The organism is Thermococcus sp. EP1 (genome assembly GCF_001317345.1).
In the GTDB taxonomy this organism is placed as follows: domain Archaea; phylum Methanobacteriota_B; class Thermococci; order Thermococcales; family Thermococcaceae; genus Thermococcus_A.
This window is the reverse complement of record NZ_JXCG01000019.1, coordinates 1-15,388: the sequence shown is the minus strand read 5'-3', so window position 1 is coordinate 15,388 and position 15,388 is coordinate 1. Positions and strand designations below refer to the sequence as shown.

Annotated in this window: 15 protein-coding genes; 2 read left to right on the top strand and 13 right to left on the bottom strand. The window is 39.5% G+C overall.

Annotated elements, in window-relative coordinates; translation table 11 throughout:
* The 11 genes from EP1X_RS09595 to EP1X_RS09545 all read right to left on the bottom strand — a co-directional run.
* On the bottom strand, window positions 1-767 hold a 767-nt coding region (locus EP1X_RS09595; protein ID WP_055283980.1), incomplete at its 3' end, for an aminotransferase class III-fold pyridoxal phosphate-dependent enzyme.
* Between the two features lie 5 nt (window positions 768-772).
* The gene (locus EP1X_RS09590) at window positions 773-1,495 is read right to left on the bottom strand and encodes a [LysW]-aminoadipate/[LysW]-glutamate kinase (protein ID WP_055283976.1); all 723 of its coding nucleotides are present in this window, start codon (window positions 1,493-1,495) and stop codon (window positions 773-775) included.
* 9 nt (window positions 1,496-1,504) lie between these two features.
* Window positions 1,505-2,497, bottom strand: coding sequence for an N-acetyl-gamma-glutamyl-phosphate reductase (argC, locus tag EP1X_RS09585; RefSeq protein ID WP_055283974.1), 993 nt, complete (start codon window positions 2,495-2,497; stop codon window positions 1,505-1,507).
* Window positions 2,494-3,315, bottom strand: coding sequence for a lysine biosynthesis protein LysX (gene lysX, locus EP1X_RS09580; RefSeq protein ID WP_055283972.1), 822 nt, complete (start codon window positions 3,313-3,315; stop codon window positions 2,494-2,496). Before lysX ends, argC begins: the two co-directional genes overlap by 4 nt.
* A gap of 43 nt (window positions 3,316-3,358) precedes the next feature.
* Window positions 3,359-3,520, bottom strand: a complete 162-nt coding sequence (gene lysW, locus EP1X_RS09575; protein ID WP_055283971.1) for a lysine biosynthesis protein LysW — start codon at window positions 3,518-3,520, stop codon at window positions 3,359-3,361.
* A gap of 108 nt (window positions 3,521-3,628) precedes the next feature.
* Window positions 3,629-4,036 carry a hypothetical protein gene (locus EP1X_RS09570; RefSeq protein WP_055283969.1) on the bottom strand — a complete coding sequence of 136 codons (408 nt, stop codon included), beginning with the start codon at window positions 4,034-4,036 and terminating at the stop codon, window positions 3,629-3,631.
* Window positions 4,037-4,261: 225 nt separating this feature from the next.
* The gene (gene carB, locus EP1X_RS09565) at window positions 4,262-7,417 is read right to left on the bottom strand and encodes a carbamoyl-phosphate synthase (glutamine-hydrolyzing) large subunit (RefSeq protein WP_082391561.1); all 3,156 of its coding nucleotides are present in this window, start codon (window positions 7,415-7,417) and stop codon (window positions 4,262-4,264) included.
* The gene (gene carA, locus EP1X_RS09560; RefSeq protein ID WP_055283965.1) at window positions 7,398-8,558 is read right to left on the bottom strand and encodes a glutamine-hydrolyzing carbamoyl-phosphate synthase small subunit; all 1,161 of its coding nucleotides are present in this window, start codon (window positions 8,556-8,558) and stop codon (window positions 7,398-7,400) included. Before carA ends, carB begins: the two co-directional genes overlap by 20 nt.
* Entirely contained in the window at window positions 8,555-9,904 is a 1,350-nt protein-coding gene (gene argH / locus EP1X_RS09555; protein ID WP_055283964.1) for an argininosuccinate lyase, read from the bottom strand. Before argH ends, carA begins: the two co-directional genes overlap by 4 nt.
* Before the next feature lie 8 nt (window positions 9,905-9,912).
* Entirely contained in the window at window positions 9,913-11,145 is a 1,233-nt protein-coding gene (locus tag EP1X_RS09550; protein ID WP_055283962.1) for an argininosuccinate synthase, read from the bottom strand.
* A 152-nt stretch (window positions 11,146-11,297) separates the two neighbouring features.
* Entirely contained in the window at window positions 11,298-11,981 is a 684-nt protein-coding gene (locus EP1X_RS09545; protein WP_055283960.1) for an ACT domain-containing protein, read from the bottom strand.
* Between the two features lie 223 nt (window positions 11,982-12,204).
* On the opposite strand from EP1X_RS09545, the gene EP1X_RS10105 reads away from it, so the two are divergent.
* Together EP1X_RS10105 and EP1X_RS09540 are read left to right on the top strand one after the other, a co-directional pair.
* The gene (locus EP1X_RS10105) at window positions 12,205-12,375 is read left to right on the top strand and encodes a hypothetical protein (RefSeq protein WP_156300736.1); all 171 of its coding nucleotides are present in this window, start codon (window positions 12,205-12,207) and stop codon (window positions 12,373-12,375) included.
* Between the two features lie 77 nt (window positions 12,376-12,452).
* Window positions 12,453-12,899: a hypothetical protein gene (locus EP1X_RS09540; RefSeq protein ID WP_055283978.1), complete on the top strand. Its 447-nt coding sequence runs from the start codon at window positions 12,453-12,455 to the stop codon at window positions 12,897-12,899.
* Here the strand turns inward: EP1X_RS09540 and EP1X_RS09535 are convergent.
* Both EP1X_RS09535 and rbcL read right to left on the bottom strand, forming a co-directional pair.
* Window positions 12,896-13,474 carry a thymidine kinase gene (locus EP1X_RS09535; RefSeq protein ID WP_055283958.1) on the bottom strand — a complete coding sequence of 193 codons (579 nt, stop codon included), beginning with the start codon at window positions 13,472-13,474 and terminating at the stop codon, window positions 12,896-12,898. The genes EP1X_RS09540 and EP1X_RS09535 overlap by 4 nt on opposite strands.
* Before the next feature lie 91 nt (window positions 13,475-13,565).
* Window positions 13,566-14,900, bottom strand: a complete 1,335-nt coding sequence (gene rbcL / locus EP1X_RS09530; RefSeq protein ID WP_055283956.1) for a type III ribulose-bisphosphate carboxylase — start codon at window positions 14,898-14,900, stop codon at window positions 13,566-13,568.
* Window positions 14,901-15,388: the final 488 nt, after the last annotated feature.

Here is a 15,388-nt window from a genome sequence, read left to right as displayed (position 1 = left end):
AAAGTTGAACCGTGCTTTCCTCTCGGGATGTCGAAGTTGGTTAGTGTTAATCCAATTGGAATTCCGTTTGCTAGTCCTTTTCCCATTGTAACTATGTCAGGCTGGATTTTATAGTGCTCTATTGCTAGGAATTTCCCACTTCTAAAGGCACTTTGAACCTCATCAACTATCAACAGAGCTCCGTTATCTTGAGTTAGATCTCTTAAAGTTTTGATGAACTCCTCTTTTGCAGGGATTATTCCACCTTCTCCTTGAATTGGTTCAACTATTACAGCGGCAGTTTCTTTGGTTATAGCATCTTTTGCAGCCTCAATGTTGTTGAATGGAATATGCTTAAATCCAGGAACTAAAGGCTCAAAACCTTCCCTATATTTTTTCTTCCAAGTTGCGCTTAGAGAGCCAAAGGTTCTCCCATGAAAGGCTTTTGTCATCGCTATTATCTCTTTTTTACCGGTATAAAGGCGGGCAAACTTTAAAGCCGCTTCAACAGCCTCAGTTCCGGAATTTCCAAAATAAGCATATTCAAAGCTGAGGAATTTGGAAAGTTCCTCTAGGGCTTCATCCTTTTCCTCGTGGTGAAACATAGGGCCGGCAACTACGAGCTTTTTCATCTGCTCGTTTATTGCACTTGCTAACTCTCCATTTGAATGTCCCAATATAGCTACGCCAATTCCAGCTATGGCATCGAGGTATTTGTTCCCATTTTCATCCCAAACATAAACGCCTTTTCCTCTAACGAGTTTTAGTCTTTTCTTGTAAAGGCTCATTTCTCTCATTCAATCACCGTCCTGCCGTTTAAGCCTTGGATGATAACCTTTTTGACACCATCTTCAAGTGCACTCCTTGCCATTAGCAGTTTTCTCTTCATTCCTCCTCTTGCAAAAGGAAGAAACTCTTCAAACTCATCAGCCTTTATTTTATCCACAACCCCTCCATTTACCAAAAAAGCAGTATCTGATAGGAATGTTAGCTCATCAGCTTTCAGATTTAGAGCTATCTCCTTTGCAAGCTTATCTCCATCAACGTTTAAGGGCTCAAAGGCTTCACTCATAGCTATTGGAGCTATAACGGGAACTCCAAGATCCATTAGCTTAATTAGAATATCAGTATCAACGCTCTCTATTTTTCCAGAGTAATCGTCCCTAATCACAACTCTTTTGCCTTTTATCACAGCTTTAATTATCCTCTTCCTCTTAGCTTTTACAACTCCAAAGTCGAGACCACTCAAGCCTATAGCATTGATTCCTTTACTTTGAAGATAAGCAACAATATCTTTGTTGGCTTTCATTACAGCCATTAGATAGACTTCAAGCACATCCTTTGGAGTGTATCTAAACTCCACTCCAGAAGGACTCGTTAGTTTCTTAACATCAATTCCAAGCCTTTCACATAGAGAATCAACATAATCTGAGCCACCATGGACAATTAAATCAGCTTTGAGTTCAAATTCCTCGAGTTTATCTAAAACGCTTCCTCCGATTTTAAGGATTCTCATCTTTCCCACCTAAATTGGGTAAACTGGTAAATAGTTTAAGCCGAGAGTTTCCTCTAATCCGAAGGCTATGTTCATGTTTTGCACTGCTTGTCCAGCACCACCTTTGATCAAATTGTCCAATGCTGAAAAGAGAATCACCCTTTGACTTTTCTCATCATAAGTGAAACCAATATCAACAAAGTTGCTCCCTATCACATATTTTGGATCAGGTAACCTCTGCATTCCTCCTTTTTCCTTAACTATCCTTACAAATGGCTCTTTTAAATAGCGGAAATATTTTTTGTAGAGCTCTTTTTCATTGGTCTCCATCTTAAAGTAGATCGTTGCTAAAAGGCCCCTTATTAGATCAACGGAATGTACTGTAAACTGGGCATTAACTTTGGTTTCTTGCTTTACTTCTGCTTCGTGCCTATGGTGAGATGATTTGTAAACCCTAACAACGTTACTCCTTTCAGGATGAATGCTTGCTACGTTTTCCCTTCTTCCTCCAGCACTTGAACTAACTTTTAAATCTACTATCGCTTCACTAACCTCTCCCTTAAATGGATACAGCGCTAGAACCACGGCTGTTGCATTGCAGCCAGGGTTTGCTATAAGTTCGGCTTTTTTGATTTCTTCTCTATGAATTTCTGGTAAGCCGTAAACGAACTCATCTATAAGCTCTGGTTTTAGATGCTCTCCATAATACTCTTTGTAGAGGTTTAAACCTACTCTAAAATCTGCGCTTAGGTCAATTATCTTAGCACTTCCCATATACTCGTCAATTATTTTCATTGAAGTGCCATGGGGGACAGCTAAAAATATCACATCTGCGTCAAAGTTGTAGTTGTTGGTAAATCTAAGGTTTAACCCCCTTAAATTTGGGTGAACTTTGTGAATTTTCTTCCCATTGTGGCGTCTTGAGGTTACTGCACTTATCTCGACTTCTGGGTGCATGGCCAAAAGCCTAACTAGTTCTCCTCCAATGTAACCACTTGCACCGATAACAGCCGCTTTTATCATTTCTTAGCCACCTCAACAGCATACTCAACGACTTTTTTAGCTACATCAACACCAGTAACCCTTACCACGTTTTTGAACTCCATGGCGGGATTAACTTCATTAACAAGCAGTCCCCTATCGCTCTCAAATATGTCTATTGCCAATGCTCCTTCTCCAAAAGCTTCCCATGCTTTGATTGAGATCTCTTTAACTTCTTCATCTTCACATGGGATGGCTTTTCCTCCTCTTGCAGTGTTAGTTACCCAATGGTCGGAATATCTGTAAATAGCAGTTACAAATTCTCCTCCGATAACATGGCTCCTGATGTCCCTACCAGGTTTTTCAACGTATTCTTGGATGTAATAAACCTTGTAAAGGGGATTTCCCATCCATTGTCGATGTTCGATAATTCCTTCAGCTGCATCTAAATCATTTATTTTACTAACCATTCTCCCCCAGCTTCCAAAGACAGGTTTTATGACCACAGGATATCCAATTCTCTCCATTGCTTGTATTGCACTTTCTTTATCAAATGCAGCAGCCCATCTTGGCACTTGGACTTTTTCGCTAAGTCTTAGTGTTGCAAAGAGTTTATCTCCCGCCTCGAGGATTATATTGAATGGATTAACCGTTGGGATTCCATGACTTTCAAAGAGCTTTGCCATGTACAGAGCTTTGAAGTGGCTAACGTTTCTTATTATCACGACGTCTAGATCAAAGCTCTCTGGGAATATCGTTTCCTTATCGTGGAGCATAAAGACTTCGCCATATTCTTTTGCTCTATCTCTAAGCATTATTTCCTCTTTGCGCATTATTGTGTATGTTATGCCTATTTTCATTGTTTGCCCTCCAAGATAATATGAAAGTCTTAATTTGGGAATGTTACTCTCCCCAGTCTTCTTCCACCTCAGGGAGTTCTTCTAAGATCACCGGTTCTAAACTAACCACTTCAAGTTCTGAACTGCAAACAGGGCATTCAACTATCTCATGTATTTCCACACTACCGATTTCCAGTTCAACTCCACAAACCGGGCATTCAATCATTTTTCCACCTCCATTTTCTATCTCTTTAATTTGCACGACATTTGGAAGATTTAAATTTCTTTTGTAACATCTAATTTTAAATTTCTATGTTTTGTTCTAAATATAACATTATTTCCTGAATAACGTGGGAATGGTGTTGATTCTTATCTCCTCAACCCAGAGTTCATCCCACTCTATTGGGTCAATTTCTGGGATTATTCCATTTACAACGTTCATGTTCATTGTGTCCACCTCCAAGTTAGATGCTGAACTGCCCTCTTTGCTCGATTTTTGACGGCATTTCGGATTACTCCCACTTAGGCCCGAATAATCCAAAAGAACGGCATCATTCAAAACAGCCTCGGTTATTCTGTGCTGTTGGTTTATTTCGTCTAAAATCTCTTTATATATTGTTGGAAAGTCTAGCTCCACAAAACCAACGCTAAAACAGTCAAAAACTATAGTTGTCTCCAGTTTCTGAGCTAGATTAAAGCTGACTGCTGGTGATTGCTCTTCCTCTCTTAGTGCTGAATCCAAAAAGTGTATTTGAGCGTTCCTTAATAGGCATCACCAAGCATAAGTTTCAAGAAGGGTATATAAATCTTTCGGAAAACTTAGTTATTTTTCGAAAATCTTTTCTTAAACTCAGTCAAATGTAAATAATATTTCTGGATTCTATATCATTATTTCGAAAATTTTTTCGTACACTTAGATTTGAAGTTTCACAGTGCAAGAAAAAATTGATGAATATAAAGAGATAGTTTAAATAACCTCTCTTAAAGGTTCGCTAATAGTCTTTTGCAATTTGGGGGCATAATACTCAGAAACTTCTTTAACCTCAAAACAATTGTTTTTGGCCCAAGCAAAAGCTTTTGAAAGCTCATAAGCCAAATTTGCATCTAAGACAATCGGGATATTTAAGTCTACTGCGGTCCTCCTAACAAGATAATCTTTTTCCTTTGCATAGCCAGAAGTCATGACCAGCTCGATTTCCCCTGATTTCATTAAGTTTATCGCTTTTTCTTTGCTTAAAGTATTTCCATAGCTTAGGCTGTCCTCTAATGTAAAAACATTATATCCCAAGGTTTCGAGAAGTTTTGCAGTTTCCAATAATGGTGGTAAGTCTTTCTCGTAACCATAGACCAAGATATTTGACTTTGGCATTTTGTTTGGTTTTACAGAGAGCCAGCTTTTTAGTAAGGCATCTTCAAAGTCGAATCCCAGACTTGCAACTTCTCCTGTTGATCGCATTTCTGGTCCCAAGAAAGGATACGCATTTTGGAGCTGGGACCAGGAAAATTGAGGGCTTTTAACAGCAAAGGCTTTTGTTGGGACTTCGTAATACTCGTAGTCTCGTCCTAACAGGAGTTTCCCACCAAAGACTGCTTGAGCTGAGAGTTCCATCAAGTTAACTCCCCTAGATTTACTTGAGAAGGGCATAGAACGACTTGTTCTCAGGTTTAGCTCAAGCACGTAGACATCATCACTGACTAAGAATTGTATGTTAAAGGGCCCTCTAATCCCCAAAGTCAATGCGAGCTCTAGGGCTATTTTATGCATCTTTTTTACATGCTCTTCCTTTAGATAGCGATAGGGAGTAACCATTGTGGCATCTCCGCTGTGAACTCCCGCCTTTTCTATATGCTCTAATGTAATTCCAACTACCTTTTTCCCATCCGAAACGGCATCTATCTCGGCTTCAATTGCGTTTAAGAACTTTGAAACCACAACAGGGTGTTCTGGAGAGACTTTTGCTGCTAAGGAGAGATACTCTTTTAGTTCCTTCTCATTGTAGGCAGCTTTCATGGCAGTTCCACTCAACACATAACTCGGCCTTATCATTAAAGGATAACCTACTTCGTCAGCAAAAGCTAAGACTTCTCCAATGCTCTTAGCTTCAATCCAAGGTGGTTGCTTTATGTTGAGCCTTTCTAAGAGCTTTGAGAACTTAGCCCTGTCTTCAGCTATATCTACACTCGTTCCCCTCGTTCCTAAAAGCCTAACTCCCTTTTGCTCAAGCTTCTTAGCTAAGGAGTTTGCAAGCTGTCCTCCTGCAAAGGCTATAACACCATCTGGATTTTCAAAATTGTAAACATCTAAAACCCTCTCAAGAGTTATCTCCTCAAAGTAAAGCTTATCGTTAATATCCCAATCTGTTGAAACTGTTTCAGGATTGTAATTCAAAACTATAACTTCATAACCCCTCTTTTTTGCAGCATTTGCAAAGTTCACGACAGCCCAGTCAAACTCTACACTAACCCCAATCCTAAAGACACCTGCTCCCAAAATTAGAACCTTTGGCTTTTCTGTATATGGGATATCGTTTTCTTGTGCATCATAGGTCATGTATAAATAATTCGTCCTTGCTGGAACTTCTCCAGCCAAGGTATCTATTTGCTTGACAAATGGAATTGATTTTTTAATGCTGCTATTAGATAGAGTCTTTATCTGCTCATCACTAAATCCAAGCTTTTTGGCTTCTCTTATTGTTTCTTCATTTGGATTTCTCAGGGCTTCTGCAATTTTAACTAGATCTTCAATTATGTAGAGGTAAAACTTGTCTATTCTAGTAATTTCGTGAATCTCATCAACACTTGCTCCCAATTTCAGGGCTTTTGCAATGTGCATAGGCATGTAAGGTTCGTAATTCTTAATTTTCTCCATAACTTTTTCCAACGACTCTTCGCTCTCATAGTACTTCCCTATAAGCTCATCTCCGATTCCTACCATTCTAATAGCTTTTTGAAAAGCCTCATGAAGATTCCTTCCTATTGCCATGACCTCTCCAATGCTTTTCATCTCGGTGTTTATTTTCCTCTTCGCGTTCTCGAACTTTTCTAAATCCCACCTTGGCATTTTAACAACAACGTAATCCAAGCTCGGCTCAAACAAAGCGGTTGTAACTCCAGTTACTCCATTTAAAAGCTCATCTAGTGTGTATCCTAAAGCTAACTTTGCCGCGATGTATGCTAGGGGATAGCCTGTAACTTTGCTTGCTAAAGCAGATGAGCGGCTCATCCTTGGATTTGTCTCAATTATGTAGAATTCCTCAGATTTAGGATCTAAGGCTAATTGAACATTACATTCTCCAATGAGATCTATAGCTTCCGCTACTTCTATGGCCGCACTCCTCAAGAGTTGATATTCTCTATTTGTTAAAGTTTGAGAAGGAGCAACAACTATGGAATCCCCTGTATGAACTCCCATTGGATCAAAGTTCTCTAAGCACGCTACAGCCACAGCATTTCCATCTTTATCCCTAACAACCTCAAACTCTATCTCTTTCCATCCTTTTAGGTACTTCTCCACCAACACCTCACCAATCTCACTTTGTGCAAAAGCCCTGACTATATATCCCTTAAACTCCTCTTCATTCCAAGCAACAAAGGATCCCCTTCCACCTAAGTTAAAGCTAACCCTAACCATCACTGGGAACCCTATCTCCTGAGCTACTTTTAGAGCTTCTTCAACGCTTTTAGCGGCTTTACTTGGAGGTATTGGGAGATTATTTTTGATCATTGTTTCCCTAAACTTCTCCCTATCCAGAGCTTTTTTTATTCCCTCTATAGGCGTCCCAAGAACTTTGATATTATACTTTTCTAAAATTCCAGAATCATGCAAAGCTACACCCAGAGATAGAGCACTTTGACCTCCAAAGCCAAGCAAAATCCCATCAGGTTTCTCTTTCTTTATAACTTCCTCCACAAATTTGAGATCAAGAGGGAGGAGGTAAACTTTGTCTGCCATCTCATGACTTGTTTGAATCGTTGCAACATTTGGATTGATTAAAATCGTTTCTATGCCTTCTTCTTTTAAAGCCTTTAAAGCTTGACTTCCACTGTAATCAAATTCAGCAGCTTCGCCAATTTTTATCGCCCCAGAACCTAGAACAAGAACTTTAGAAACCATGAACCTCACCTTTAACCATTTTTGAAAAAACATCAAAAATCCATGTTGAGTCTAAGGGACCGGGGGATGCTTCAGGATGAAATTGAGTAGCAATTATTGGTTTGTTTGGATGGTAAATTCCCTCAACGCTTTTGTCATCTATATTGACCATCCAAACTTTAAACTCATTTAAACTTTGAGCTTTCACAGCATATCCGTGATTCTGAGTTGTCACAAAAGCTTTTCCACTTTTTAAGTCTTTAACTGGTTTGTTAATCCCCCTATGTCCATATTTAAGCTTGTAAATTTCTCCCCCATCTGCTAAAGAGAGTATTTGACTTCCTAAGCAAATACCCATTGTTGGAACGTTGTACTCAATAATTTCTTGAGCTTTTTTTATCAGGTCTTTAAGCAATGCAGGATTTCCAGGACCGTTGCTAAATAAAATTCCATCTGCATTGAACTCTTCTAACACGTCAATTGGATCATAATGATAGGGAATTCTTATTATTCTAAACCCTCTTTTCAAAAGCTCCCTTAGAATCCCATATTTAATACCGCAATCAACTACAACAATACTCTTGTCAGAGTTTTCAAGTTCATGAACAATTATCTCCTTCGGAGTAACTTTATCTATGAAATTCATCTCATCGTAGCTTAGCTTTTTCATTTTCTCCATAATTTCATCAAGCCCATAATCTCCTACAACCAAAGTTCCCATCATGACTCCTTTTTCCCTTATTTTTTTCACCAAACCCCTTGTGTCAATCCCTTCTATTCCGGGAATACCTTCCTCTTTGAGCCATTTATCTAAACTCTTTTTACTTGCCCAGTGATTGCTTTTCATAAGTTTTGAAACTACGAATCCTTCAACTTGTATCTTATCTGATTCATAGTGAATAGGGATCCCATTTTCTGTTATTTCTTTTCTTGGAACGCCATAGTTTCCGATTAGTGGATACGTCATGGTCAGAATCTGCCCCTTGTATGAGGGATCAGTGAGGGATTCTGGGTATCCTACCATCCCAGTTGTAAAAACAACCTCCCCATACTTCACGCCTTCACTTCCAAATCCTTTACCCTCAAAAATACTGCCATCTTCTAGGACTAGGTAGGCTTTTTTCTTGCTCTCTGCCTTTTCCTGGGTTTTTGATGTCAAATAGGGATTCATGTGGTCATCTCCTTCAACTTGAAAAAATCTTCTTTGAGGGCCCTTTTTGCTAATTTAATGTGTTCCTTGACCTTAGTTGGATTTGGAGAACCTAAAACTGGTTTTTTAATTCCTTTTTCTAAGTTTGCTTTGATCCCGTAAAGCCCCTCAACTTTGGTATAGAACTCTTCAACACTTTTAGAATCTTTTATCAGCTTTGCTATTTCTCCATAAACTTCTCTATATGGTTTTCCTCCTTTTAGAGAAACTTTTTCAGCTATGTCGGTTGCTAAAATTGGGAAAATCTCTGAATCGATCAACAACTTTTTCTCATTGACTTCAATCTTTTTGAAAAAGTCTGAGAAAATTTTTAATGTTTCTAAAGTTTTCTTTAAGATTATTAATGCATGCCTATTTGCTTCTTGCATATCTAAATTGTAACCGGTTGGAAGAGCTTTTAGGATTCCTAACAAAGCTGTTAGATGTCCAATGCTTTCAGCACCCCAGGCCCTAGCTATTTCCATAGTTACTGGATTTTTCTTTTGGGGCATCATGCTGCTCGTTGCCAGATGCTCTTTGGGTAAAACCAAATAGTCAAATTGGGGTGTTGAAAAGATAACAATATCTTCAGCTATTCGTGATAAGAATACTGATAGATTGACATCCATTGATGATGCTATACTCAGAAAATCCCTACTGCTTGTGGCCTTAATTGAATTAATCACTATCCCACTAAATAGCTCATTAGCTAGGGCCGTTCTGTCCAGAGGAACGCTTGTTCCACCAACTGCACCTCCTCCTAAAGGAGAATTATCGACTACCTCGAGGGCAAAGAACAAGGATTTTGTATAATCAGCTAGGACCTCTTCTATGTAACATAAGTAATGGGCAAAAGTTGAAGGTTGCGCTGGTTGTAAATGAGTAAAAGCTGGCATTATTGTGTATGCATGCTCTTCTGCCTTTTCTAGAAGGGTTCTCCTTAGAGTTATTAGCTCTTTCAGCTGCTCAATTAGGAGTTTCTTTGTCTTTAACCTTAGAGCCGCTGAAACATGATCGTTCCTGCTTTTTCCCAAAGCTAAATATCCCTCATCATCTCCAAGTTTTTCTTTCAAATAAATCTCAATGGCTTCGTGTATATCTTCAGCATTAATGGAAAATAGCGGTGATGAATTTTGAAGGAGTTTTTTGAGTTCCTTCAATATTTTATGACCTTTTTCCGCTGGAATCAGACCTTGGGTGGTTAACAGTTTTACATGGACAATTAGACTTTCAACGACTTCACTGACTATTTCTTTATCATCCTTCATTGACGAGGTGTAGGCTAGAATATTAAAATCAGCATTGCCTAGCAGGTTTTTCCTATACATAACACCACCTAGCTGACTACCTTTTTTGCCTTCACTGGTGTTGGGGAAGTGTACAGAGAGTTTATCTTGTGTTTTGTGCTGTACGCTAAAACACTCTGCAATCCAAAGAGCTCAATAAAGCCAACTGCAAGCTTTTGATCGAAAGTACTGAACTTTTCATAGGTTGCAAGCTTTGTATCGTAAAGTGCATTCTCAGACGACCTTCCAACTACACTAATACTCCCTTTGTAGAATTTTACTTTGACAGATCCGGTAATATTTGTTTCGACTTCATCTATGAAGGCATCTAGAGCTTCCCTAAGTGGCTCGAACCAGAGACCATTGTAAATGAGCCATGCCCATTTTGAGTCAACGATCTCCTTGAACTCGAGAACCCATTTTGTGAGAATCAGCTTTTCTAGGTCCTTATGGGCCTTTATTAGGGTAATTGCTGCCGGGGCTTCATAGACTTCCCTGCTTTTTATTCCAACGGCCCTATCCTCAATGTGATCTATCCTGCCGACGCCATGCTTTCCGGCTATGAAGTTCAAGGTTTCTACAAGTTCTACGGGATTCATTTTCTTTCCATCTAGTCCTGTAGGAACACCATCTACGAAGTCTATTGTAAGGTACTCCGGTTTTTCTGGTGTTTTTTCGGGAGAAAGAGTCCATTCAAAAACCTCTTCTGGAGGTTCCTCAAAAGGATCTTCTAGAATTCCTCCCTCTACTGAGCGTCCCCAAAGATTTTCATCAATACTGTAGATCTTGTCCTTAATTGGTATTCCGTTTTTCTTTGCGTATTCCATTTCCCAGTCCCTTGTAAGATTAAGCTCCCTAACAGGAGCGATTATTTTAATTTCTGGGTAGAGGGCTTTAATTGCCAAATCAAACCTGACTTGATCGTTTCCTTTTCCGGTACAACCATGGGCCACTGCATCAGCGTTTTCCTTTTTAGCTACCTCAATAATTTTCTCTGCTATTAAAGGCCTAGCTAAAGCTGTGGCTAGTGGATAGGATCCTTCATAAAGTGCATTCGCCTTTATTGCTTTGAAAATGTATTTCTCAACAAATTCTGCCTTTGCATCTATAGTATAGTGTTTTAATGCACCGAGTTTGAGTGCTTTCTCCTTGATTTTTTCAAAATCGTCCTTTTGTCCTACGTCCACAGTAACTGTAATCACTTCGGCATTCATTTCCTCCTGTATCATCTTTAATATGATTGAGGTATCCAGACCTCCCGAATAGGCCAAAACTATCTTCATACAGATCACCAAAGTGGAGATAAAAAGAACGTTTTTATATTTTTTGTAACTAATATATTAAAATTTACAAATAATGTTACAAATATAACAAAATTTGGAGTCAGTGAATCATGATGTGGGACTTGGCAGAAAGAAAAAAAGATAGTCTAGAGTTATTTTGAAGTCTTTCTCATCTTTAGGATCATGTCCTCAAGTATCTGGTACGCTTTTGGGGCATCCCTACGGTTAAGAACAAATATTGTGTCTTTGTGACAGGATATTACCTGTGTTATGTTCACTCCATTTGATGAAAGGGTTGAAGTCATGATGGCGATAATTCCAGGAGTCTCAATTATCTCTTCTGGGCTTATTAGAACTATTGCCGTTTGCTCCTCAATAAGATCGACTATGGCCTTCGGTTGTATAATCTCAAGTACTTTCTCCTTTTCTTCACTTGAAAGGACTAGTGTAAATGTCTCAACCCCTTGAGTAAGTTGGAAAAACCGTGCGTTTTCCATTACTTTGAAGAGCTGTTCAAGGTTATTTAATACAGCTCTCCGTTCGACAGTTATTACTGTTAGGTCGGATTGGAGCTCAATAACGGTCTTTGCAACCACATTCTTGATTCTCTTTTCAAAGAAAGCTCTCTCTTTCTTTAAGTCCTCTCCTATTCTTATCAAAGCCATTTTTACAGCTCCGGCCGAGGTTTTGATGTTTTCTTTTTCTAGTTCCTTTAAAATAACTCTTGCCAGAGCACTATAATTTATGACATCTAGAATCAAGCACTCTTTGATTGCTGGGCGGGAGAGGACGATCTCTTTCACAATCTTTGCAACACTAACTTTTTCTTCTGCCATATTCTCACCTGACAGGAAATATTATGTGATATTATATAACTTTTTGTATCATTTGGCACTTTCTTATCCAATTAAGGAGGTTGACATGAATTGGAAAAACAGAAAGAAATCCAACACATTGTCCATATTGGAAAATATGGCTCTATCGTTTCTGTCTTACTGACAAAAAAATCTGCAAAAAGAGTTATATTTGGGTTAAGAATCCTTGTATAGGTGATCTATTATGGTGATTTACAAAATCTCCAACAAGATGGTAATCGTTAAATTTGGAGAAAGCTCTATTAGGGACTCTTTTAGGAAGGCTGTAGAGCTTGTTTTGAAGCTACGCGAGGAAAATGAAGTTGTGGTTATACTCTTAGCCCTTAGGAGGTCACAAAGGCTCTTTTGGGTTTAGCTGAAAGTAAGGATGAATCAGTAATTGGAAAAATTGTAAAGAAACACAGTATATTGACTAATAAGGGTGGGATTGAAATGGAGGTTAAAACCCACACTGCCTTGCATGTGTTAAAAGGGGCTGTTGTGAAGGTTTTGGGTGAGGAAGCAAAATGGACTGTCGCTGTTTATGTTAACGGAAATCATGGTAGATTAACCGTTAAGTTCAATCGAAAGCCCACAAAAGAGGAGGTTGCAATGATTGAAGAGTTTGCCAATAGGAAGATCGAAGAAAATGCTCCAATCAAAGTATATGAGCTTCCAAGAGAAGATGCGGAGAGCAGATTTGGAGAAGACATGTATGATCTCTTCCCGATTCCACCCGAACTGAGAACACTCAAAATAGTTGTTATTGAGGGGTGGAACGTGAATGCTTGCAACAAAGACCATACAAAAACAACTGGAGAAATTGGGAGGATAAAGATTAAGAAAGTCCGGTTTAGGAAAAGCAAAGAGCTTTTGGAAATAAGCTTCGATGTAGTCTAAGGTACTATGTGATGCTTTCTGCACCGGGCTTCGTAGGCCTCCATTCCTCCCACGAGTATTCTAGGTGAGTCACGGGGAGCTGGTTTTCCATTTATGAGTCTTTGAGTTCTTGTGGCCTCTCTTCCACAAACACTGCATATGGCTGTTAAGTACACTATATTGTCGGCCATTGCTAGGAGCTCTTTTGTAACTTCAAAAGCATCACCCTTGAAATCCAAGTTAAGCCCCGAAGCGATTACATAAATTCCTTCATCCGCTAGTTTATTGAGAACCTCCACTATTGACATCGGGAAGAACTGCACTTCATCAATGCCAATCACTTCGAAATCTTCTTCTTTTGTTTTTTGGTATATCATTTTCACTCCTTCTTCCGTGGTTGGTACAACAAAGGCTTCATAACTTAGTCCATTGTGAGCTACGATTTTGTCCTCACTGTACCTATTATCTATTGATGGTTTGAAAAGAGCTGCTTTTCTTTTTGCAAATATTTGCCTTTCAATCCTCTTAATGAGTTCGCTTGTTTTTCCAGCAAACATAGGGCCTGTGATAACTTCTAAGAATCCTTCTGGATGCATGAACTTCACCATTCTCAGGGTTAGTAAAAGGCAATAAATGGCTTTTGGAAGTAACTTTCGGATAAGAGACAAAAAGAAAAGAGAGAATTCGTCAAACTGGGGTCACATGGCCCCACTTTTCGAGAGCCCTTGCTAGTTCTTTGTGAGTTTTGGCGTACTCATCTAATGAAATTCCTTGTATGATTGCATCCAATGCCTGTCTAACGGCTTTAGCTCCAGCGGCTGGTCCATCTGGGTGTCCCAATGTTCCTCCTCCTAGCTGGAGAACTATGTCTGTTCCAAGGGCCTCTATAACTGCAGGTAGGTTTCCAGGGTGAAGTCCGCCGGAACTTGTTGGGAATGCTGGTTTAATGTGGTAGAACTTTTGCTCTAAGTGGAAAACATCGTTTTCCTCTGGCTTGTAATGCTTTTCTCTTAAGATTCTCGCGTTTTGGATAACGTCCCACTTTCCACCCTCGAGCTTTCCAGCTCCAGCAGTTCCAACGTGAAGCTGGTCAAGGCCGATTATCCTGTAGAGCTTTGCAAGGACGAACATTGATATTCCATGATAGGGGTTTCTTGTGAAAGTGGCATGCATGGCTCTGTGGGCGTGTAGGGCAATATCATAATCTTCCGCTAGATCTCGTATGTACTCTAAACTGGCCCATCCGACTATTACAACATCGACCATGGCGTGAGGTAGGCCGTATTCAGCTAGAATTTCGAGTCTGTTTTCCATTTCTCTGATATCAGCTGTTATGTTAGCGAACCATGTTTTCTTTTCTCCAGTTTCTGATTCCACTCTATCTATAACTCTTGCCATTACGTCGGCCCTTTCTTCAAAGCGGTTGTACCAGGGGCCAGTCAGGTTTTCGTCATCTTTCATATAATCTGCTCCTGCAGATAGGAGCTCGTAGGAGAGTCTTTCCAGTTCTTCAGGAGAATAACCAACCTTTGGTTTGGGGACTACACCGTAAATGGGTCTGTCCCTGATTTCAAGTATTTCTCTTACTCCTTCGATACCTTTATTGGGCCCGCTGAAGTCTCGGAGTACTATTTCGGGCAGGTAAAGGTCTTCGAGCCTTAGTCCCTTTACTCTCTTCATTCCAAAGACGTTACCTGCTATTGATGCGAGCAGGCCAGGGAGGTTCCATTCTTCAAAAGCATGGGCGGGGTAGGCTATTTTCACTATCCAGCTTCCGTCCCCCATGTCATGGAAATCATATGCCTTCGCTGAGAGATCGCTCCATCTTTCCTCTTCATACCATTGGTAAAGAGTAGTCCATGTCCCGGTGGAGCTTTCAGCTGCCACAGCACCGGCGGCTTGTTCTATGGTGTAGCCATCTGCAGGGGTTACCCTAAAAACAGCTACAATATCCCTTTTGAAGTTGGGCTCATAGTTCTTATCGACATAGTAGTCGTATATCTTATCAAACTTCTCTGGCATTTTTACCACCTCAATACTTTATAGAATAGAATTTGCAGAGGATAATATAACCATTGCGGGACATATATGTGGAAAAGAAAAATAGTAAAGAGGGCCCTATTTTACTCTAATCCAGGCCGGTCTGGCTCATGATACCTTTTTGCTAAACTGCTACATACTTTGCAATGTTTTTCTGGGTCTGTATGGTCAATAATGCTAAACATCAAATCAAAGCATGATAAATATAAAAGAAATCAGCAACTGTGGGGATTCCTTTATTTTTGAACTGTAGAGACCAAACCCTATAAAATTTCTCACTCTCTTTGTCCACTGGTGAGATGTTTTAACTGTCCCCAAATGTATGGTGACTATCCGAGTATTTGCCTAAAAGAGCCTCTTTTCCGAAAGGTTTATATATAACTTCTTTCATAAAATAAAATGCAAATACCAATTTACACAACTTTAGGAGGTGTTGGGTATGGCTGAGTTGCCAATTGCCCCAATTGATA

Excerpts from the sequence above, each read along its gene's own strand:
- EP1X_RS09545 (WP_055283960.1), bottom strand. The coding sequence starts at position 11,981 with ATGGCAGAAGAAAAAGTTAGTGTTGCAAAGATTGTGAAAGAGATCGTC.
- EP1X_RS09540 (WP_055283978.1), top strand. The coding sequence starts at position 12,453 with ATGGAGGTTAAAACCCACACTGCCTTGCATGTGTTAAAAGGGGCTGTT.
- rbcL (WP_055283956.1), bottom strand. The coding sequence starts at position 14,900 with ATGCCAGAGAAGTTTGATAAGATATACGACTACTATGTCGATAAGAAC.
- lysX (WP_055283972.1), bottom strand. The coding sequence starts at position 3,315 with ATGAAAATAGGCATAACATACACAATAATGCGCAAAGAGGAAATAATG.
- carA (WP_055283965.1), bottom strand. The coding sequence starts at position 8,558 with ATGAATCCCTATTTGACATCAAAAACCCAGGAAAAGGCAGAGAGCAAG.
- EP1X_RS10105 (WP_156300736.1), top strand. The coding sequence starts at position 12,205 with ATGGTGATTTACAAAATCTCCAACAAGATGGTAATCGTTAAATTTGGA.
- EP1X_RS09550 (WP_055283962.1), bottom strand. The coding sequence starts at position 11,145 with ATGAAGATAGTTTTGGCCTATTCGGGAGGTCTGGATACCTCAATCATA.
- EP1X_RS09535 (WP_055283958.1), bottom strand. The coding sequence starts at position 13,474 with ATGCATCCAGAAGGATTCTTAGAAGTTATCACAGGCCCTATGTTTGCT.
- argC (WP_055283974.1), bottom strand. The coding sequence starts at position 2,497 with ATGATAAAAGCGGCTGTTATCGGTGCAAGTGGTTACATTGGAGGAGAA.
- lysW (WP_055283971.1), bottom strand. The coding sequence starts at position 3,520 with ATGATTGAATGCCCGGTTTGTGGAGTTGAACTGGAAATCGGTAGTGTG.
- EP1X_RS09590 (WP_055283976.1), bottom strand. The coding sequence starts at position 1,495 with ATGAGAATCCTTAAAATCGGAGGAAGCGTTTTAGATAAACTCGAGGAA.
- argH (WP_055283964.1), bottom strand. The coding sequence starts at position 9,904 with ATGTATAGGAAAAACCTGCTAGGCAATGCTGATTTTAATATTCTAGCC.